Annotated in this window: 19 protein-coding genes; 13 read left to right on the forward strand and 6 right to left on the reverse strand. The window is 56.9% G+C overall.

The genetic code is table 11. The features are described from left to right. The first annotated feature begins 51 nt into the window (after nt 1-51). The 6 genes from ACDI13_RS16305 (at nt 52) to ACDI13_RS16330 (ending at nt 7,299) form a co-directional block, all read left to right on the forward strand. Complete coding sequence (locus ACDI13_RS16305) at nt 52-324, forward strand: MoaD/ThiS family protein (protein ID WP_003801260.1); 273 nt, start codon at nt 52-54, stop codon at nt 322-324. 83 nt (nt 325-407) lie between these two features. Next, nucleotides 408-2,219, forward strand: coding sequence for a CoA transferase (locus tag ACDI13_RS16310; protein ID WP_316988120.1), 1,812 nt, complete (start codon nt 408-410; stop codon nt 2,217-2,219). Further along, nucleotides 2,216-3,877: a class I adenylate-forming enzyme family protein gene (locus tag ACDI13_RS16315; protein ID WP_316988119.1), complete on the forward strand. Its 1,662-nt coding sequence runs from the start codon at nt 2,216-2,218 to the stop codon at nt 3,875-3,877. The genes ACDI13_RS16310 and ACDI13_RS16315 overlap by 4 nt, the downstream gene beginning before the upstream one ends. After that, nucleotides 3,874-5,067: an acyl-CoA dehydrogenase family protein gene (locus ACDI13_RS16320; RefSeq protein WP_316988118.1), complete on the forward strand. Its 1,194-nt coding sequence runs from the start codon at nt 3,874-3,876 to the stop codon at nt 5,065-5,067. Before ACDI13_RS16315 ends, ACDI13_RS16320 begins: the two co-directional genes overlap by 4 nt. After that, nucleotides 5,064-6,254: an MFS transporter gene (locus ACDI13_RS16325; protein WP_316988117.1), complete on the forward strand. Its 1,191-nt coding sequence runs from the start codon at nt 5,064-5,066 to the stop codon at nt 6,252-6,254. Before ACDI13_RS16320 ends, ACDI13_RS16325 begins: the two co-directional genes overlap by 4 nt. Before the next feature lie 4 nt (nt 6,255-6,258). After that, nucleotides 6,259-7,299, forward strand: a complete 1,041-nt coding sequence (locus tag ACDI13_RS16330; protein ID WP_316988116.1) for a hypothetical protein — start codon at nt 6,259-6,261, stop codon at nt 7,297-7,299. 178 nt (nt 7,300-7,477) lie between these two features. Here ACDI13_RS16330 and ACDI13_RS16335 read toward each other — a convergent pair whose 3' ends face one another. Further along, nucleotides 7,478-7,852, reverse strand: a complete 375-nt coding sequence (locus tag ACDI13_RS16335) for a DsrE family protein (protein ID WP_316988115.1) — start codon at nt 7,850-7,852, stop codon at nt 7,478-7,480. 22 nt (nt 7,853-7,874) lie between these two features. Continuing rightward, entirely contained in the window at nt 7,875-8,219 is a 345-nt protein-coding gene (locus ACDI13_RS16340) for a carboxymuconolactone decarboxylase family protein (protein WP_316988114.1), read from the reverse strand. A 119-nt stretch (nt 8,220-8,338) separates the two neighbouring features. Between ACDI13_RS16340 and ACDI13_RS16345 the strand changes: the two genes are divergently transcribed. From ACDI13_RS16345 to ACDI13_RS16360, 4 genes are all read left to right on the forward strand, one after another. After that, complete coding sequence (locus ACDI13_RS16345) at nt 8,339-8,650, forward strand: metalloregulator ArsR/SmtB family transcription factor (RefSeq protein WP_316988113.1); 312 nt, start codon at nt 8,339-8,341, stop codon at nt 8,648-8,650. A gap of 99 nt (nt 8,651-8,749) precedes the next feature. Next, nucleotides 8,750-8,947, forward strand: coding sequence for a DUF2892 domain-containing protein (locus tag ACDI13_RS16350; protein WP_316988112.1), 198 nt, complete (start codon nt 8,750-8,752; stop codon nt 8,945-8,947). A gap of 197 nt (nt 8,948-9,144) precedes the next feature. After that, entirely contained in the window at nt 9,145-9,693 is a 549-nt protein-coding gene (locus ACDI13_RS16355) for a zeta toxin family protein (RefSeq protein WP_009454582.1), read from the forward strand. Continuing rightward, a complete protein-coding gene (locus tag ACDI13_RS16360) occupies nt 9,686-9,874 on the forward strand; it encodes a hypothetical protein (protein WP_009454580.1) in 189 nt (62 codons plus the stop codon). The genes ACDI13_RS16355 and ACDI13_RS16360 overlap by 8 nt, the downstream gene beginning before the upstream one ends. Before the next feature lie 221 nt (nt 9,875-10,095). Here the strand turns inward: ACDI13_RS16360 and ACDI13_RS16365 are convergent, their stop codons facing one another. Further along, complete coding sequence (locus tag ACDI13_RS16365) at nt 10,096-10,932, reverse strand: helix-turn-helix transcriptional regulator (protein WP_316989993.1); 837 nt, start codon at nt 10,930-10,932, stop codon at nt 10,096-10,098. Nucleotides 10,933-11,217: 285 nt separating this feature from the next. Here ACDI13_RS16365 and ACDI13_RS16370 point away from each other — a divergent pair, with 285 nt between their 5' ends. Further along, nucleotides 11,218-12,888 (forward strand): 2-isopropylmalate synthase, encoded by a 1,671-nt coding sequence (locus tag ACDI13_RS16370; RefSeq protein WP_316989994.1) that lies wholly within the window; start codon nt 11,218-11,220, stop codon nt 12,886-12,888. 194 nt (nt 12,889-13,082) lie between these two features. On the opposite strand, the gene ACDI13_RS16375 is transcribed toward ACDI13_RS16370, so the two are convergent. From ACDI13_RS16375 to ACDI13_RS16385, 3 genes are all read right to left on the reverse strand, one after another. Further along, nucleotides 13,083-13,496, reverse strand: a complete 414-nt coding sequence (locus tag ACDI13_RS16375; RefSeq protein WP_372372521.1) for a MarR family winged helix-turn-helix transcriptional regulator — start codon at nt 13,494-13,496, stop codon at nt 13,083-13,085. 83 nt (nt 13,497-13,579) lie between these two features. Next, on the reverse strand, nt 13,580-14,461 hold the full coding sequence (locus ACDI13_RS16380) for an alpha/beta fold hydrolase (RefSeq protein ID WP_316989991.1): 882 nt from the start codon (nt 14,459-14,461) through the stop codon (nt 13,580-13,582). 104 nt (nt 14,462-14,565) lie between these two features. Next, nucleotides 14,566-15,438, reverse strand: coding sequence for a LysR family transcriptional regulator (locus ACDI13_RS16385; protein WP_316989990.1), 873 nt, complete (start codon nt 15,436-15,438; stop codon nt 14,566-14,568). Nucleotides 15,439-15,581: 143 nt separating this feature from the next. Here ACDI13_RS16385 and ACDI13_RS16390 point away from each other — a divergent pair, with 143 nt between their 5' ends. Both ACDI13_RS16390 and catA read left to right on the forward strand, forming a co-directional pair. Then, nucleotides 15,582-16,757, forward strand: a complete 1,176-nt coding sequence (locus ACDI13_RS16390) for a muconate/chloromuconate family cycloisomerase (protein ID WP_372372522.1) — start codon at nt 15,582-15,584, stop codon at nt 16,755-16,757. Between the two features lie 68 nt (nt 16,758-16,825). Next, nucleotides 16,826-17,761: a catechol 1,2-dioxygenase gene (gene catA, locus ACDI13_RS16395; RefSeq protein ID WP_316991157.1), complete on the forward strand. Its 936-nt coding sequence runs from the start codon at nt 16,826-16,828 to the stop codon at nt 17,759-17,761. Nucleotides 17,762-17,763 lie beyond the last annotated feature (2 nt).

Genomic DNA, 17,763 nt, shown 5'->3' on the forward strand with positions numbered 1-17,763 from the left:
AAAGGGCGTGCGTCCCGGCTGTTGGAACCCCTATTTCAAAGGATTTTACGTATGTCCATTTCAGTCTCTATTCCGACTTTGCTGCGTCCACTGACGAACGGCGAGAAGAAAGTCCAGGCCCAGGGCGCTTCGGTAGGCGAAGTGATCGAGCATCTTGAAGGCCAGTTTCCCGGCATCAAGGCACGTTTGATGAGCGGTGAAGATCTGCACCGTTTCGTGAACATTTACGTGAACGAAGAGGACATCCGTTTCAGCGATGGCCTGAAGACCGCCACCCGCGCTGGCGACAGCCTGACCGTACTGCCTGCCGTAGCAGGGGGTTAAGACCGTCTGGTCTGGATTTTCATGGTGCCAGTGCTGGTTTCTGCAATCAGCACTTGGCGTGCGCATCACTCTGGTTTGGAACTATGTCTGAATTACTACATGGCTGCGGATTACGTTGGCAGATGGGCTCACAGCCCCCGCATTGGCCGGGCTTGCCCGCTGCCTTGAGCCGTCAGGCCCGATTGCTGGGTTTGTCCGAGCAAGCCGCAGGCCATCAAGACGAAGCAGCATTCCGCCTGCATTCGCCTGATTTTGAAACGATTAGCACGCGTCTGGAAACCGAGGCGGGGGGCATGACGCAAGCTGCGATCAGTGAGCTGAGTATGCAGGCCGCCAGCGGTATCTTGTCCGTGCATGGCCGCTCCAGTGGGCTTTCGGGCACGCTGGGCCTGGATTATCTTGCGGTGCTTAGTTCAGCCATGAGCTTGCAGGCGACCTTGGCGGCCGCCTTGGGCCAGTTGCGTGGCGGGCGTTTCTCCAAGGTGTTGGTTTCACCTTTGGGTTGTGGCTTGCTCAGCATCGGTCAATATCTGGCCGGGGCAACGGCGGCTCAAGATCCTGAGCAGTTATTGGCAGGCAGTTACGATCCCGGCTTGCGGCCACCTTTTATGTCGCAAGATGGTGTGGCCTTTGAATTGGAGACGCTCGACCCCCGACCTTGGCGTGCCTTTTGGGAAGCGGTGGGTGTACCGGCAGAACTGGCCGGTCAAGCCTGGAAAGCGTTTTTGCTGCGCTATGCCAAGGCGGTCTGCCCCATGCCGGAGGTTTGTTTAAGCCGTCTGCAAACTCTGAGCTTTGCCCGTTTGCAGGAACTGGCCTTGCAGACCGGCATGGCCATCTTGCCGGTGCGTACACCGGCTCAACGCCAGAGCGATCGTGATTACGCGGCCTTGGCCGGTTTGTGGCAGCACCAGACTCATGCCGCGCCCAGTTCATTGCGTGCCTTGCGGTCCGATGCTGATTTGCCCCTGCGCGGGTTACGGGTGGTGGAGTCTTGCCGCCGGATTCAAGGGCCTATTGCCGGTCATTTGCTGGCGCTGCTGGGGGCGGAGGTGATTCGTCTGGAACCGCCCGGTGGTGATCCCTTGCGGTCCATGCCCCCGTGCGTGGATGGCTGCTCGGTGCGCTTTGATGCGCTTAATCAATTCAAGACGGTGCAGGAAGTGGACATTAAGTCGGCTCAAGGCCGGCAGGCCATTTACGAGCTGGTGAGCCAGTCCGATGTGTTTTTGCATAACTGGGCACCGGGCAAGGCGGCCGAGCTGAAACTGGATGCCCAAGACCTGCACGCCGTGCGCCCGGATCTGGTCTACGCCTATGCGGGCGGTTGGGGCCAGGAGCAAGTGGACGCGCCGGGGACGGACTTCACGGTGCAAGCCTGGTCGGGTATTGCTCACACCATTTCTCAAACCTCGGACGCACGGGGTGGGTCTTTGTTTACGGTGCTGGATGTGTTGGGCGGGGTGATGGCCGCGCTGGGTATCAGTGCCGCCTTGCTGCGCCGGGGCCTGAGCGGGTCGGGCTTGCGGGTCGACAGCTCCTTGCTGGCCACGGCCGATCATCTGGCCCAGGCTGTTTCTCCCATCAGTAAAACCGGCGTGTCGGCGGTGTTCCAGACGGGCGAGGGCTTCATCGTCATCGACTGTCAGGACCCAACGCATCTGCACGCCCTGGCCGGGTGGTTGAATGTGTCGCCCGATGCCGTCTGGACGGTCTTGCCGGACCGTCTTCTGTCCCAGTCTGCCTTGAGCCTGGAAGCGCAACTGGATGTGCTGGGCATACCGGCCCGCCGTGTCCATAGCAATCTGGCGCAACTGCGTGCTGATCCACGCCTGGCGTCCCATTTCCATGACAAGGGCTATTCGTCTGTTCATTCTCCCTGGAGGTTTTTATGAATCACGCTGGCATCATCGATCTGGTCCCTGCGTCATTGCGCCAACGCTGGATAGAGGACGGTACCTACCCGAACAAGCCGGTCTTTACGCTGTTCGCGGAAAAAGCCCAGGTGCATCCGGACAAGCTGGCGGTGCTCTCGCCCGAAGGCAATATCAGCTATGGCGCCTTGATGGACGCGGCTCTGCGTCTGGCAGGCAGCTTGCGTCGGGCAGGGATTATGGCGGGCGACGTGGTGGCGTATCAGCTCAGCAACCATTGGGTGTGCTGCGCCATTGATCTGGCCGCCGCCGCGTTGGGGGCGATTGTGGCTCCTTTCCCACCCGGACGGGGCAAGCTGGATATACAGTCGCTGGTGCGTCGTTGCGATGCACGGGCGGTGATTGTGCCGCATGAGTATGCAGGCATTGATTTGTGCGACGTGATTGAGTCCTTGCGGCCTACACTGCTGTCCTTGCGTGTCCTGATTGTGCAAGGCCCATCGCGTCCGGGCTGGGTGAGCCTGGACTCTCTGTTTGAAGGCGAGCCGTTGGGTGTGTCCGAATTGCCCGAGGTGTCCCCCAATTCGCCGGTGCGTTTGCTGGTGTCCTCGGGCACCGAGTCCGAACCCAAGCTGGTGGCCTATTCGCATAATGCGCTGGTGGGTGGACGAGGGCGATTCCTGCAACGCATTTCCCCCAACGATGTGGAGTTCCGGGGCATGTATCTGGTGCCGCTGGGTTCTTCATTTGGCTCTACGGCCACCTTCGGCGTGCTGTGCTGGTTGGGCGGTTCTTTGGTGGTCTTGCCCAAGTTTGATGTGCCTAGTGCCATTGCCGCCATCAATGCCTTCAAGCCCAGTTTCATTCTGGGCGTGCCCACCATGTTCCAGCGTATTGCGGCAGCACCCGAGCTGGAGAAGGCCGATAAAGCCAGCTTGCGCGGCTTGATTGTGGGCGGTTCAGTCATTGACGAAGCTACGGTACGCCGTTGTGTGGAAGCGTTTGATTGCGGTTTCATCAGCCTGTACGGCTCGGCCGATGGGGTGAACTGCCACAACACGCTGGACGATCCCATCGACGTGGTCTTGAGCAGTGTGGGGACCCCCAATCCGCAGGTGTGCGAGATCCGTCTGATTGATGACGAGGGCGTCGAAGTGCCGCACGGCGAAGTAGGCGAAATCACCGCACGCGGCCCCTTGAGCCCCATGCAATATGTGAACGCCCCGGAACTGGATGCCCAGTATCGGGATGAGCAGGGTTGGGTGAAAACGGGCGATCTGGGTTACATCAATGCCCAGGGGCAATTGGTGCTGGCGGGTCGCAAGAAAGACATCATCATTCGTGGTGGTGCGAACATCAGCCCGGTGCAAATTGAAGGCCTGGTCATGGCTCACCCGGATGTGGTTACCGTGGCGTGCGTGCCGGTCCCCGATGCGGACTTGGGGCAGCGTATTTGCTTGTGCGTGACGGTGCGCGACGGCGTGCCGCGTTTCTCCCTGAAAGAGATCACCGACTTCTTGCGTGAGCAGGGTCTGGAAGTGAACAAGTTGCCCGAGTATCTGCGCTTTTACCGCAGCTTGCCGCTGACGCCTGCGGGCAAGATCGACAAGCGCGCCTTGGCTGCCGATGCGGCTGCATTGGGTTCCGGGATCAAGACCGACGCGGGGATAGCAGCATGAGCCACCTTGCTATTTCCAGCGCGGCCTTGAGCCGCAAGCTGCGGCAGTTTGTGGATACCGAGATCATTCCCAACGAGGGCATTCTGGCTCAGGGAGATAATCTGGCCCGCGAGCTGACTCTGGACCTGACACGTCGCGCTCAACAGGCGGGTTTGTTCGGCAGTTTCTACCCCATGCATCGGGGTGGTCGGATCGCCAGCTTGCTTGAATACTTGCCCGTCGCCGAACAGGAAGGGCGTTCCGAGTACGGCCCTGGCATTTTCGGGGCGGACGCCACGTTGGACGCGTATATGTTGAGCCATCATGGCTCGGCCAGCGTCAAACAGCGCTTTCTGACGCCCTTGCTCAAGGGGGATGCAGTGTCCAGCTACGCCATGTCCGAGCCGGACAGCATTGGTTCGATTCCGGCCACCATGCAATGTCAGGCTCGCCTGATAGACGGGCAATGGCATGTGAATGGCCGCAAGTGGTTTATTTGCCGGGCGCAACAGGCCAGCTTCGCGACCGTGGTGGCGCGCAGCGCGGATGGCCCCGTGCATGAGTCCTTGTCCATGGTGATCGTGCCCACGGATGCGGCGGGCTTTAAAGTCGTGCGTCCCTTGCCTTTGCTGGGGCGTTATCAAGGGCAGAACGAGCTGCTGTTCAACAATGTGACCGTGCCGCAGGACTATGTTCTGGGCAGCGCCGGGCAGGGCATTGCTTTGATGCAAAAGCGCCTGGCCCTGGGCCGTATTCTGCGATCCGTGCAATGGCTGGGCTTGGCGCAACGCAGCTTTGACATCATGTGCGAGCGCATTCACTCGGAGCGTGGAGAGCTGGCGCGTCTGGCGGACAAACAACTGGTTCGGGCGCGGGTTTATCAGGTGTACCGTGCCATTGCCTCGGCTCGTTGCTTGCTGCGTGAAGCGGCTGTCAAGTTCGACGCGGGCTTACCCAATGCGGTGGAGGTGAATGTGGCCAAGCTGGCGGCGTCGGATGCGGTCAGCGAGGCGGCAGACTCCGCCATCCAGATCATGGGGGCCGAAGGCTTGGCCGATTGGAGCCCCTTGTCCGGTATCTACCGGGCAGCGCGTACCACGCATATTCTGGATGGGGCGGATGATGCTTTGATCAGCACGGTTGGCAAGCACTTGCTGCAAGCCCACTACGCCATTCAGGAGACGGCAGACATGAGCAAGGCAGTGGCATGATGCTATCGACACGGGTAAGTCGTTCACCTTGGATGCTGGGCAGTTTGATGACGCTGGCGATGGGTATGCCGATGATGGTGTTTTACGCCATCGGTGTGCTGGGCCCGCAAATCATTCAGGACTTGGGCATCTCGCGCGAGCAACTGGGGTGGTTGACTACCAGCACCTTTGGTCTGGCTGCCTTGCTCTCGCCGTGGGCGGGGGCTTTGGTGCAGCGCATGGGCAATCGGCAAGGTTTGTTTTTGTTGTTCCTGCTGGTAGCCATGTCCTTTAGTCTGATTGCGGTCTTGCCGGGTTTCTGGGGTGTGCTGACGGCCTTGCTCTTGTGCGGCTTGGCGCAATCCTTGGCGAACCCGGTGACCAATCAGACTATTGCCCAGTTGGTACCGGCAGAGCGCAAGGCGGGGCTAGTCGGTATCAAGCAGTCCGGCGTGCAGGCTTCGGCCTTGCTGGCCGGTCTGGTCCTACCGACCCTGGCCTACAAGCTGGGGTGGCGGGTGGCGTTTGTGGTGTGGGTGCCGGCCATGCTGTGCCTGTCCTATTTAGCCTTGCAGCTTTTGCCCGTCAGAGCCCATGCCGCTGCCAGTAGCATGTCCTGGCGCTTGCCCTGGCCCAGCCCACAATTGTGGCTATTGATGGCCATTCAGTTGTGCGCAGGTCTGGTACTGTCGTCCTTCATTACTTTTCTGGGCGTTTTTGCACAGCAGTTGGGCGTGTCGCCGTACTGGATAGGGATGCTGGTCAGCGGCTTTGGGGTGATGGGGATTGTGTCCCGAGTACTGCTGACGCCCATCGCCGCCCGCTTTGGTGATGAAACCTTGCTACTGGGCATCCTGTTTGTCATCCCGATTGTGGCCTTGTTGCTGATGATGATGGCCGCGCCGGACAGGCTCTGGCCTTTGGGAGCCGGGGTTCTGGCCATTGGTTTGACTCTGGTGGCCACCAATGCCATTGCCATGAGCATGTTGCTGCGAGATGCCCGTTTTGGGGCGCCGGCTCGTAGCGCCGGACTTTTATCCGTCGGGTTCTTTGGTGGCTTTGCCTTTGGCCCGCCCCTGTTTGGTGTGCTGCTGCGCTCGCCCGAAGGCTTTGCCGCTGCCTGGCCTTTCCTGATGGGTATTCTGGTGTGCGCCAGCTTGTTGTGCCTGATTTTGTACCAGGTTCGTCGTATGGCGAAAGGGGAATGATGGAATGTCTGTAGAGGTATTGGGATCAGCCAGCATAGCGTCCATCTTTGCGAATATGGATCAGGTTGCCGAGCAATGTGGAGAGCAGTTTCCCCTGTTCAGACAGTCCTCGTCCGAGCAATGGACCTTGTCGCGACGTGGCTCCTGGTTGGGGGGATTTTGGGCGGGCTTGTGGTGGCGACGTGCCCTGATCAGCGGTCAGGCGCAGGATAAGGAACAGGCATTGCACTGGAGCCAGAAGCTGCAAGTCTGGTTGGAAGAGCCCAGCATCAATCGCAGTTTTGTGTTTTGGTATGGTTCTGGTTTGGGCAGTATCTGGCATGGGGATAGGCAGGCGGAAGCGAATGTCGATCAGGCTGCCCAAGCCTTGCTGAACAGTTTTGATGCCTCCAGCGGCTTCTGGCCTTTGGGGACTGGGATGGGGGGCGGGGAGGCAGGTAATCACATATTGAATGTGGACGCGTTGGCGCCGACGCTCTTGGTGCTGAACGCACAGGGCGGGCCGGTGGCGCGTCAGTTTGGACAATGGCATGTGGATGCGTGCCTGCGCTATTTACAAAAGCGCAGCGGGGCCTGGCGCGATACGGTTTTGTTGCGTGGGCATGATGTGCTGGCCGAACAGGGCGCTGAAACCTGGCAACGAGGGCAGGCCTGGGCCATGTTGGGCATGGTAAGCGCAACGCGTTTGTACGACAGAGCGTCCTATGCTCATGCTGCTTTGAAAGCTTGTCGTTATTGGCACGAACGTTGGGGGAAGTGTGCACATGGTTTTTTGAGACAGGAATCTCCACTTAGTCCGGTAGACCGTTCGGCTTGGGCGATTGCTTCTTTGGCCATGGTCGAACTATGGCAGATTTTGCCGGAGCAACAATGGCTGCAGGAGCAATCGCGTCTGTATCTGGATGCCTTGTTGACGCCTGAGTTAAGTGAAACAGGGCGTTTTGTGGGGCATCTGTATAAAGTCGCGCCGGGGCAGACTGAACTGGTGGAGTCGGCATGCGCCAGCTTCTTCTTGCTGGAGGCCTTGCTGGCGCACTCGGCTTGATAAGGGGCCATAGACTGCGCTATCGATGGGGTACGTTGCCTTACGTAAGACCGGGCCCAGAAAAGCAGGATGCCCGGCGCGATGGTCACACGCAATACCCGTATCTTGTATCGAAGAAACAAGCAGGCCAAAACACAGAGTTTGTTTTGGCCTGCTTGGCATTGGGCGACGCAGCCGATCAGGAAATCTGTAAAGACCCTGTTGCACCCATCAGCAGGTCGATGACATCCGGCGCGGTAATGATCTCAAAGCGTGGGTCCATCTGCTCGGCGCTTAGACCGTTATGCAGCATGCAGGACTTGCACACGGCTACGCGTCCGCCTTGCTCCAGATACTTCTTCACCAGATCTGCTGCAGGCTCAAAAGGTGCGCCAATATTGATCGGGTCAGCGGCACCGGGTATACCTAGTGCGACTCCTTCAGCCATTAGAATCAGGCAGGCGCTATGTCCTTTCTGAACCGCATTGACAGCCATGGTCAGGGCCACAGTGACTTTGTCGGGATTGCCCTGTGCATGAAAGAGCGTGGATACGAAAGCAGCGGGTTTAGGCATTACAGTTCTCCTTGTTTCTGGTTCAAGACTTGAACTCATTAAAAGCGGCAACGGCATTGGCGGCGTACATGACGGATGGGCCACCACCCATATAAATGGCAACGCCCAAGGCTTCGTGGACTTCCTCCTGGCTGGCGTTCATGTGCGCCAGTGCCTTGCTGTGAAAGCCAATGCAGCCTTCGCAGCGCGTGGCCACGCCAATTGCCAAGGCGATCAGTTCCTTGGTCTTGGCATCAATAGCACCGCCACTCATGGCTGCCTTGCCTATTTCTCCAAAGCCCTTCATGACCTCGGGCTGGGTCTGGCGCAACTGTGCCAGATTGCTGGAAATACCGTGGGTTAATTGCTTGTAGCTGGTTTCACTCATGCGTAACGTCCTTTGTACTTAACAAAAGCAAAGAAAGGCAGAAATTATTGACTGCGTTAATTCAGTATATGCTAAATTAAGAATTATCTAAATTAATGCGTAAAAAAGTTGGATAAACCATGATTCAACGCAAATCCGACATCGAGCTTTTGCAAGAAAGTGCTGATCAGGCGGCCGCCTTGTTGCAGGCTGTAGGCAATCCCAAGCGTCTGGTCATTTTGTGTCTGTTGATACAGCAAGGCGAGATGAGTGTGGGAGCCCTGAACGAGATGGTGACGCTTAGCCCGTCAGCCCTGTCGCAGCATTTGGCACGGATGCGCCAGGAAGGTTTGGTCAGCTACCGGCGCGAGGCGCAAACCCTGTACTACCGTATTGAAGACCCGAATGTCGCCAAGTTGATTGGCACCTTGAAGGATATATTTTGTCCCTGAAGCGGCGGGTGATAGAGGGGCAGGGCAGCAGCGTTATCCTGCGTGTAGGTACCCTCACCCGCCCCGTTTTTTCTTACTTTTTTGTTGAGAGGATGAGCCATGAAAAGCAACGTCGGTAGTGTAGATCGTATTATCCGTATCCTTGTCGGTGTGGTGCTGATTGTGCTGGCAGTCACGAACGTTATTGGCTGGTGGGGCTGGCTGGGCCTGATCCCCCTGATCACGGGCCTGGTTGGTTTTTGTCCGCTGTACCCCATACTGGGCTTGAGCACCTGCCCGCTGAAAAAGCGTCAGTAAATCAGTCCCCATAGCCCAATAGCGGGCCATTCCCGCCTGCTCCTTGAGAAGGTTCATTCGGCTCAAGGAGCCTTTTTATTGCCTGAAAATCGGCTTTGCCCAGCGGATGCGTGGCGGCCAAAGCAAGGCGCTTGGCTGGCCTTTTCGCCAATGTATGATACAAATCTGTTCAATGTGGACATTGTTTAGGTGTATTTATGTCTGGCAACAACGCTGACACGGGCAAGAGCAAAAAGATTCTGATCATTGCTGGCCCGAACGGGGCAGGCAAGACGACGTTTGCGCGTTCTTTCCTCCCGGCCGAGGCGGAAGTGCTGCGCTTTATCAATGCAGATCTGATCGCAGCGGGCCTGTCTCCGTTTGCGCCAGAAAGCGCGGCCATCAAGGCCGGTCGTTTGATGCTGGATGAGCTGAAAGAGGCGGTTCGCCTGGGCGAGAGCTTCGCGCTGGAAACGACCTTGTCTGGCCAGGGCTATGTGCGTCATATTGAAAAATGGCAGGCGCAGGGCTATCGAGTCAGCTTGTATTTTTTAAGTCTACCCGATGCGGATATGGCGATCGCGCGGGTGGCAGAACGGGTACGTCAGGGTGGTCATAACATCCCCGAACCCGTCATTCGTCGCCGCTTTGCGGCTGGCATGAAGAACTTCCTGCATCATTATCGGGATACCGTGGATGATTGGGTTTTGTACGATAACGCAGGTAGTGTGCCAGTCCTGTTGGAGTGGGGAGAGAAAGATGAATAAAGAAGATATTTCCAAAGCAAAGAACCCGGACTTGCGGGCCTCCCTGGCCGCTCTGGAGCGTGCCGCGCAGTCGGCACGTTTTGTGGCCATGCAAACCAATACCTCGGTGGTGTTGGTAGAGAACGGCAAGATGATCAAGCTCTCGGCAGAGCAACTGCGGCAGGAAGTCTGCAAGAGTTGATGACGCTGGCTTGCTATCGCTGTTCTGGTCTGCTCATACGGTACTTTTATTTCTGCTGAGCGACCGATTTCTTGACGTGCTCAAGGGGGCGATGGGTCTTGTAGAGCGACCTGGGGTGGTCGCATGAATATCCATATAGCGCATTGAATTAGCCTGGAAGCAGGCTGGTGGACTGAGTTGCTACTGCAGTCTGCCAGGCACTCTTGCCATACAGATCGGCCTCAGACCATGCCGGCATCCTGCCCTGTATCCGGGTACTGGCTCAAGGTTGCCAAAAACTCCGAAGGCGGATAGGCAAAGGTCTTTTTAAAGGCCACTGAATATGCGCTCAGGCTTTCATAACCGCTTTCCAGCGCCGCCTGCGTGATGGACTTACCTTGCAGCAGAAACTGGATCGATGCCATCAGCCGCATCTGCTGCCGCCATTTCCCCAGATTCATCCCCGTGCTTTTCAGAAAACGCCGATGCAGGGTTTTCGGCGTCAAGGCGTAGTGTTGCGCCACCTCATCCATTGTTTTTTGCTGGGCGGGCGAGCGCACCAGATCTTCGCAAATCCGCCGCATCAACTCATCTTCCGGCCAGGGCAAATGAAAAGGCAGGGGATGCAGCACGCGCAGCTCTTCAATCAATAGCTGGCCCAGCAGTGCGTCTCGTAAAGGGGGGGGTTCTTGCGGAATCACCTGTACCAGCGCGGCAATCAGTTCACGTACCAGTGGCGTGACATGGATCACGCAATCATGGTCCGGCAATTGCGCGGCCAGAATTTCATCAAGAAACAGACCATGCACATTCACTGCGGTGGTGGCATTGAGCTGATGCGGCACACCGGGCCGCAACCAGACAGCCGTAGTAGGGGGCACCAGCCACTGACCGGTATCGGCCTGCACCAGCAGTACGCCTTGAGTGGCATACAAAAGATGCCCACGGTGGTGGCTATGGCGGGGCACTTCATGCCCGGCGGGGTAATGTTCGATCAGCCCGCTGACCAGCAAGGGCGAGGTATCGGAGTGCGACAAGTCCAGCGCCCGCCCACCGCGCTCAGGGGATGCGTAGCCCATGTTCAGGAATGTCCAAAAAGATAAAACAAATGACTATTTTTTGATAGAAGGCCAAGCGCCTTGCAGTCTAAAGTGCTTTTATCGTCTTCATCAAGCATTTTGGGAGTCAACCAGCTGTGACTCATTTGCACTTGCTATCGCTAGGCTTACTAGCCCTGACATCCGGTCGGGGTCCGTACGCCTGTGTGTGCGAATGGTCCTATCCTGGTTTCCCCAGACCCCGACTGTAGCTAGCTCCATGGAGTAGGGAAGCCAGGTATGTCATTCCCTATATTCGAGGTTCCCATGCTGACTGATCCTTCCCACAAATACCGTCCCTTTCCTGTCGTCAATTTGCCCGATCGCCAGTGGCCGCAGCGCACCCTGAGCCAAGCGCCCGTGTGGCTGTCTACCGATTTGCGTGATGGCAACCAGGCCCTGTTCGAGCCCATGAATCGCGACCGCAAATTGCGCCTGTTTCAGGAGCTGGTTCGCATTGGTTTCAAGGAAATCGAGGTGGGTTTTCCGTCTGCCTCACAAACAGACTTTGATATTGTCCGCCAACTGATTGACGAGGGCATGATCCCGAATGACGTCACGCCTATGGTGATCACCCAACTGCGAGAGGATCTGATTGAAACCACGGTACGCAGCGTGGCGGGGGCGCGTCGTGTGATTGTGCATCTCTACAATGCCATCGCACCTGCGTTTCGTGAAATTGTCTTTGGTATGGAAGTGCCGCAAATCATTGACATGGTGCGGCACCATGTGGAGCTGTTCAAGCGCCTGACCGCCCAGCACCCGGAAACGGAGTGGGTGTTGCAGTACTCGCCTGAAACCTTTTGCATGGCGGAACTGGATGTGTCGCTGGCTGTCTGCAATGCCGCTATCGATGCCTGGGATGCTGGTCCAGCTCGACCCATGATCATCAATCTGCCCACCACAGTAGAAGTGACGACCGCGAACGTCTTTGCCGATCAGATTGAATGGATGGATCGCCATCTGGATAAACGTGAACACATCGTCCTGTCGGTACACCCGCATAACGACCGTGGCACAGGCGTTGCTTGCGCCGAACAAGCCATGCTGGCTGGTGCGCAGCGTGTCGAGGGCTGCCTGTTCGGCAATGGCGAGCGCAGCGGCAATCTGGATGTGGTGACCTTGGCTCTGAACCTGTATACCCAGGGTATTTCTCCAAACCTGGATTTCTCCGATATTTCGGCGGTGGCTCGTATTGCGGAAGAGGCGACTTCCTTGCCTATCCACCCGCGTCATCCCTATGTGGGCGATCTGGTCTTTACCGCTTTTTCCGGTTCCCATCAGGACGCGATTGCCAAGGGCTTCACGGTGCAGAAAGAAGATGCTCCATGGCGTGTGCCTTATCTGCCGGTTGACCCCAAGGATTTGGGCCGTACTTACGACAGCATCGTGCGTGTCAACAGCCAGTCCGGCAAAGGCGGCATCGCTTTTCTGCTGCAACGCGACTACGGCATTGTGATGCCGCGCCGCATGCAAGTGGAGTTCAGCGCCCTTGTCCAGCAGATAGCCGATTCCAGCGAAACGGAATTGAACAGTCAGCAGATCTGGGCGTTGTTCGAGAATACCTATCTGAACGCCAACGAACGCCAAGGCAGTGCGATGTATCGCGCACATCGTCTGTTCGATGTGGAACAAGGGCAGCAGGGCATAGAGCTGCAATGCGTGAATGCCAATGGCCAGACTGAAATCTATACCGGAACAGGCAATGGCCCGATTGCGGCGACGGTGGCAGCCTTGAATCTGCCTTTGCGTATCGACAGCTACGAGGAACGTAGCCTGGGTTCTGGTGCAGACGCCTGCGCAATGGCGATTGTGGAAGCGGTCATGCCGGGTGTGCCTGGATCGAAATTTGGCGTGGGCAAGCACGCGAATATCATTACGGCCAGTGTGATGGCGGTCATGAACGCGGCGGCTCGCTTTGAGGAGGTGGAGGCATAAGCAGCCATCAAGCTGCGGTGGGCCGCGCTAGCTTCTGTGTGAATACAACGGCGCGGGCCACCTTTGACGGGTATGTGGCTCTGAGTCAGGGGGCGACTCTGCTTGAAGAATGCTTCACATAGCGAGCGGATAAAACTGCATTCACGTCCCTGGCTTACGAAAAATGGATACTCTTTATATTCAAGTAAATGCGATCAAGCAGGCAGTTCGTCTTTTTGATTAACATTCTTGTCTGTGGGCAGGTCTAGATTTACCACCTGGCTTAACCAGCGTGCCACCACCTTCAGTTCATCCTCCGTGAAGCCGTCGGATAGTTGCCGGTTCAAGTCCTGCAAGGTGGATTTGGCCTTGATGCTGGCTTCTTCCCCAGCCGGAGTCAGCGTCAAACAAATCTTGCGCGTATCTGCATCATCCGTCAGGCGTTGAATCAGGCCTGCTGCCTGCATGCGTTTGGATAGCCCGGTAATCGCAGCCGGAGCCACTTGCAAGGCGCTGGCCGCTTCTCCCACCGTGACCGAGCCTTGAGAGCGAATCAAGAACAACATGCCAACCTGAGCCGCGCTGATATCTGTCCAGGCCGAAGGTTGCTTTTGAATCCAGCGCTGCAAAGCCTTGTGGGCGTGGTTCAACAAAAAGACAAATCGTGGCTGTGATTTCTGGATCATTTTGGCGACGGCTGAAGGGGTATGGGTTAGGCGTTACGGGTTTGAGGTGGGCCGGATTCGCTTTGTGCAATCAGCCAGTCAACCACTATAGGCCAAAGTGCCTCGGCATTGCGTTTACGAAAGAAGCCCATGTGACCAATATGAGCCAAACCCAGCTTTTTATGCTCCAGTTGCAGCCTTTGTATAGATGCCTTGCTTAGTGGTTCCAGCAGCCGGGAAATGGCTTGCGGATTGGCCCAGGGATCATCATCAAAACCCAGAACCAGCAAAGGAATATCGACCTGGCTAGCGCGTTTTTTGGCGTCCACCTGCGGATCGTCATAAAAGTAATGGGGCTTTTGTGTCCAGCGGCTCCATTGCTGCATGACACCCCGTGGAAGGTCCTCGCCAAAGCCCAAACGCCGAGTCGGCATATAGCCGTAAAGGCCGCACAGTACAGGAGTGAGCACCCGCATGATCAAGCCCACCCGAAAGCGTTCCATAGGCTTTTCGATCAAAGCGGTGATCCCCGCATGAGACGCAATCATGACGGCTGCTTTCACGGAACGTGTCGCGGGAGAGATAGCAATCGCATGCCCACCAACGCTATGGCCAACAGCCAACATGGGTAGACCGTTAAAACGATGGGTGACCCAGTCTGTGACGTACACCGCATCCTCCAGCATCCAGTCGGACATGGAGACATCGCATTGCCGTATGTCCTTCTGACGAGATCGGCCTATGCCCCGGTAGTCGTAGCTCAGAACAATGAAACCCAGGCTGTTCAGATGCTCAGCAAAAGGACGATAGAAATCCTGTGGAACGGCTGTGGCAGGGTGGATGATGACGCTCGCTTTGGCATCAGCAGCTGGCCATAGGGTTGCACTGATCGGGTCTTTGCCAGCCTGCTGAATCGTCACCTGTTGCATGCTTGTCTCTAATTTTAGTTAACGTGTTAACGATATTAGAGTGGCTTCAGAAGTGAGTCAATCCTGTTTCAACAGGGAAGGGGGGCCGTGGTCGCAGCCGCGCCTTACATCTCTTCCGCCAAGCCCTTGATCGCCTCGATATACCAAGCCTGATCATTCATCCTGTGCGTCAAAATAATCGGTGAAGTCGCCTGCGGTTCTGCTATCAAGCGATAGTGCAGATCGTTGCGCAGACGAGCCGAGGTTGGGATCAGGCACAATCCAGAATCGGCCGCCACCAGGCCCAAGGCCGCTTGAAGTTCTCCTGCTTCATAGACCTCAGCCGGGCGTACACCCTGATCGTGCAGCAGATGCAGAACGTGGTCTGCAAAGCTGGGTCGGGGCTCTTTGGGATACACAATCAGCTTTTGGCCTTGCACTTTTTTCAGGCTCAAAGGCGTGTCCGAATCGGCCAGATCCGAGCTGGGGGGAATGGCCAGGGCCAGTTGTTCTTCTCGCAACACCGTTCTTTGTACGGACGCATCATTCAGTCGTATCCGCCCAAAGCCCACATCAATCCGCCCCGATTTCAAGGCCTCCAACTGCTGCATGGAGGTCAGCTCCACCGTCTGCATATCCACTTCCGGATACTGATGGCGCAGCTTGCGCATCAAGGCGGGCAGGCCACCATACAGGGTCGATGCCACAAAACCTATCGACAGGGTTTGTCGTTGATGCAGCCCGATCTGCCGTGTTGTATGCACCAGTTGATCCACCCGGCTCAATATCTGCAAGGCCTGCTCATAAAACACCCGTCCGGCTTCGGTCAGCCGCAAGGGGCGGTTATTGCGCAGCAGCAGTGTGACGCCCAGCTCTTCTTCCAGCAATTGGATTTGTCGGCTAAGCGGGGGCTGGGCCATATGCAGGCGTTCGGACGCCCGTGTGAAGTTGCGGGTTTCGGCAACGGCCACAAAATATTTGAGCTGACGTAGATCCATAAGGGAAAACCATACCTAGGCTGAATCGATGGGGTTTAGTTTCTTGATTTTTAATATTTATATCAGAAACTATACCTATAAGGTATTGAACTAGACCTATTTAGTCTTGGATATGGCTGGCTTGCTTCGTGTTCAATCAAGGCATGGAACACACGCGATCTTCTCAACTCTTAGCAGCTCCAGCCCTGATCGAAAGGGTGGAGACTTTGCTGCTGGATCTGCCTACGATCCGTCCTCATCAATTGGCGATGACGACCATGCAAGGCCAGACTTTGATGCTGGTGCGCTTGTACTGTTCGGACGGTACGGTGGGCGTCGGCGAGGGCACGACCATTGGCGGTCTGGCCTATGGCGCCGAGTCGCCCGAAGGCATGAAGCTGGCCATCGACACCTACTTCACCCCCTTGCTGCTGGGTGCCAATGCCAATGCGGTGCCGGCCATTATGGCCCGCTTGAATACGGCGATTCAGGAAAACCGATTTGCCAAAAGTGCAGTGGAAACGGCCCTGTTTGATGCCTTGGGCAAGCGCACGGGTCTGCCGGTTTCGCACTTGCTGGGTGGCCGTATGCGCGACAGCCTGCCTGTTGCCTGGACACTGGCCTCGGGTGACACCGCCAAGGATATTGATGAAGCCGAGCGCATGTTGGCGCAGGCTCGTCACCGTATTTTCAAACTCAAGATTGGTCGCCGCCCGGTAAAGGACGATGTGGCGCACGTAGCGGCTATCAAGAAAGCGATGGGTGATCGCGCCGATGTTCGCGTGGATGTGAACATGGCCTGGAGTCCCTTGCAGGCTCAGTATGGTATGGCTGGCCTGGTCGATGCCGGGTGCTCGCTGGTGGAGCAGCCAGTGCGTCGTGCTGATGCTCTGGCCGATCTGAAAGGTCGCTTCCCGATTGCCTTGATGGCGGATGAATCCCTGACTGGCCCGGCCTCTGCCTTTGCGCTGGCCCGTGACTGTGCTGCCGACGTGTTCGCTATCAAGATTGAACAGTCCGGTGGTTTGCGTGCAGGCTTGCAAGTCGCCGCGATTGCCGAAGCCGCGGGTATTGAATTGTATGGTGGCACCATGCTGGAAGGCGCGATCGGTACGATTGCCGCTGCCCATGTGTTTGCCACCGTGAACCAGTTGCAGTGGGGCACGGAGTTGTTCGGACCTTTGCTCTTGACCGAGGAAATCCTGGCAGAGCCCCTGAATTACAGCAATTTTGAATTACAGATACCTCAAGGGCCGGGTTTGGGTATCGTACTGGACGAGGATCGTGTTCAGTATTTCCGCCGTGACAAGACGCAGGTCAGTGTCGGCTCGGCTGCCTAGGCGCAATAAGAAGCCCGTCGTCGCGGCTTTGCTTGGAACACTTTTTTCAGGATATTAGGAGACACAGAATGAGCGTTAAAATTTTTGACACCCCCGATGTACAGGACTTCCTGCGTTTGGCCTCTGGCCTGGATCAGCCCGGTGGCAATCCACGCGTCAAGCAGATCATGTACCGCATCATCAGCGATCTGTTCAAGACCATTGAAGATCTGGACATCACCAACGACGAGTACTGGGCAGCCGTGGCTTACCTGAACCGTCTGGGTACAGCCAGCGAAGCTGGTTTGCTTTCTCCCGGCCTGGGTTTTGACCGTTTCCTGGACATGCGCATGGACGCCATGGACAAGGAACTGGGTCTGGATAACGGTACTCCACGTACCATTGAAGGTCCGTTGTACGTGTCGGGCGCTCCTGTGGCACAAGGTTTTGTTCGCCTGGATGACGGTTCCGATACCGCTGGCGAAACCCTGATCATGCACGGTGTTGTGGCTGGTGCGGACGGCAAGCCTATCGCGGGTGCCCAGGTTGAAGTCTGGCACGCCAATACCAAAGGCTTTTACTCGCACTTTGACCCCACCGGCGAGCAACAACCCTTCAATATGCGCCGCACCATCATTACCGATGAAAACGGTCGCTACAAGTTTCAGAGCATTGTGCCCAAGGGCTACGGCTGTCCTCCAGATGGTCCTACCCAAGGCCTGCTGAATGAGCTGGGCCGTCACGGTAACCGTCCTGCGCACATTCATTTCTTTGTGACGGCTCCTGGCCACCGCAAGCTGACCACGCAGATCAATATCGACGGTGATCCGCTGGTGTACGACGACTTCGCCTACGCGACTCGCGATGGTCTGGTGCCACCGCTGACCGAGCACACCGATCCTGCCCGCATCGCTGCTGAAAACCTGGATGGTCCCTTTGCAGAGATCGTGTTTGATATTGCCTTGACCCCGCTGGTCGACGGCAAGGATAACCAGATCGTGAATCGTCCACGTCTGGCTGCTTAAGT

The organism is Alcaligenes faecalis (genome assembly GCF_041521385.1).
Classification (GTDB): Bacteria; Pseudomonadota; Gammaproteobacteria; order Burkholderiales; family Burkholderiaceae_B; genus Alcaligenes; species Alcaligenes faecalis_E.

Excerpts from the sequence above, each read along its gene's own strand:
- ACDI13_RS16350 (WP_316988112.1), top strand. The coding sequence starts at position 8,750 with ATGAAAAGCAACGTCGGTAGTGTAGATCGTATTATCCGTATCCTTGTC.
- ACDI13_RS16365 (WP_316989993.1), bottom strand. The coding sequence starts at position 10,932 with ATGGGCTACGCATCCCCTGAGCGCGGTGGGCGGGCGCTGGACTTGTCG.
- ACDI13_RS16380 (WP_316989991.1), bottom strand. The coding sequence starts at position 14,461 with ATGCAACAGGTGACGATTCAGCAGGCTGGCAAAGACCCGATCAGTGCA.
- ACDI13_RS16360 (WP_009454580.1), top strand. The coding sequence starts at position 9,686 with ATGAATAAAGAAGATATTTCCAAAGCAAAGAACCCGGACTTGCGGGCC.
- ACDI13_RS16330 (WP_316988116.1), top strand. The coding sequence starts at position 6,259 with ATGTCTGTAGAGGTATTGGGATCAGCCAGCATAGCGTCCATCTTTGCG.
- ACDI13_RS16305 (WP_003801260.1), top strand. The coding sequence starts at position 52 with ATGTCCATTTCAGTCTCTATTCCGACTTTGCTGCGTCCACTGACGAAC.
- ACDI13_RS16340 (WP_316988114.1), bottom strand. The coding sequence starts at position 8,219 with ATGAGTGAAACCAGCTACAAGCAATTAACCCACGGTATTTCCAGCAAT.
- ACDI13_RS16355 (WP_009454582.1), top strand. The coding sequence starts at position 9,145 with ATGTCTGGCAACAACGCTGACACGGGCAAGAGCAAAAAGATTCTGATC.
- catA (WP_316991157.1), top strand. The coding sequence starts at position 16,826 with ATGAGCGTTAAAATTTTTGACACCCCCGATGTACAGGACTTCCTGCGT.
- ACDI13_RS16320 (WP_316988118.1), top strand. The coding sequence starts at position 3,874 with ATGAGCCACCTTGCTATTTCCAGCGCGGCCTTGAGCCGCAAGCTGCGG.
- ACDI13_RS16385 (WP_316989990.1), bottom strand. The coding sequence starts at position 15,438 with ATGGATCTACGTCAGCTCAAATATTTTGTGGCCGTTGCCGAAACCCGC.
- ACDI13_RS16345 (WP_316988113.1), top strand. The coding sequence starts at position 8,339 with ATGATTCAACGCAAATCCGACATCGAGCTTTTGCAAGAAAGTGCTGAT.
- ACDI13_RS16310 (WP_316988120.1), top strand. The coding sequence starts at position 408 with ATGTCTGAATTACTACATGGCTGCGGATTACGTTGGCAGATGGGCTCA.
- ACDI13_RS16325 (WP_316988117.1), top strand. The coding sequence starts at position 5,064 with ATGATGCTATCGACACGGGTAAGTCGTTCACCTTGGATGCTGGGCAGT.
- ACDI13_RS16335 (WP_316988115.1), bottom strand. The coding sequence starts at position 7,852 with ATGCCTAAACCCGCTGCTTTCGTATCCACGCTCTTTCATGCACAGGGC.
- ACDI13_RS16315 (WP_316988119.1), top strand. The coding sequence starts at position 2,216 with ATGAATCACGCTGGCATCATCGATCTGGTCCCTGCGTCATTGCGCCAA.
- ACDI13_RS16390 (WP_372372522.1), top strand. The coding sequence starts at position 15,582 with ATGGAACACACGCGATCTTCTCAACTCTTAGCAGCTCCAGCCCTGATC.
- ACDI13_RS16370 (WP_316989994.1), top strand. The coding sequence starts at position 11,218 with ATGCTGACTGATCCTTCCCACAAATACCGTCCCTTTCCTGTCGTCAAT.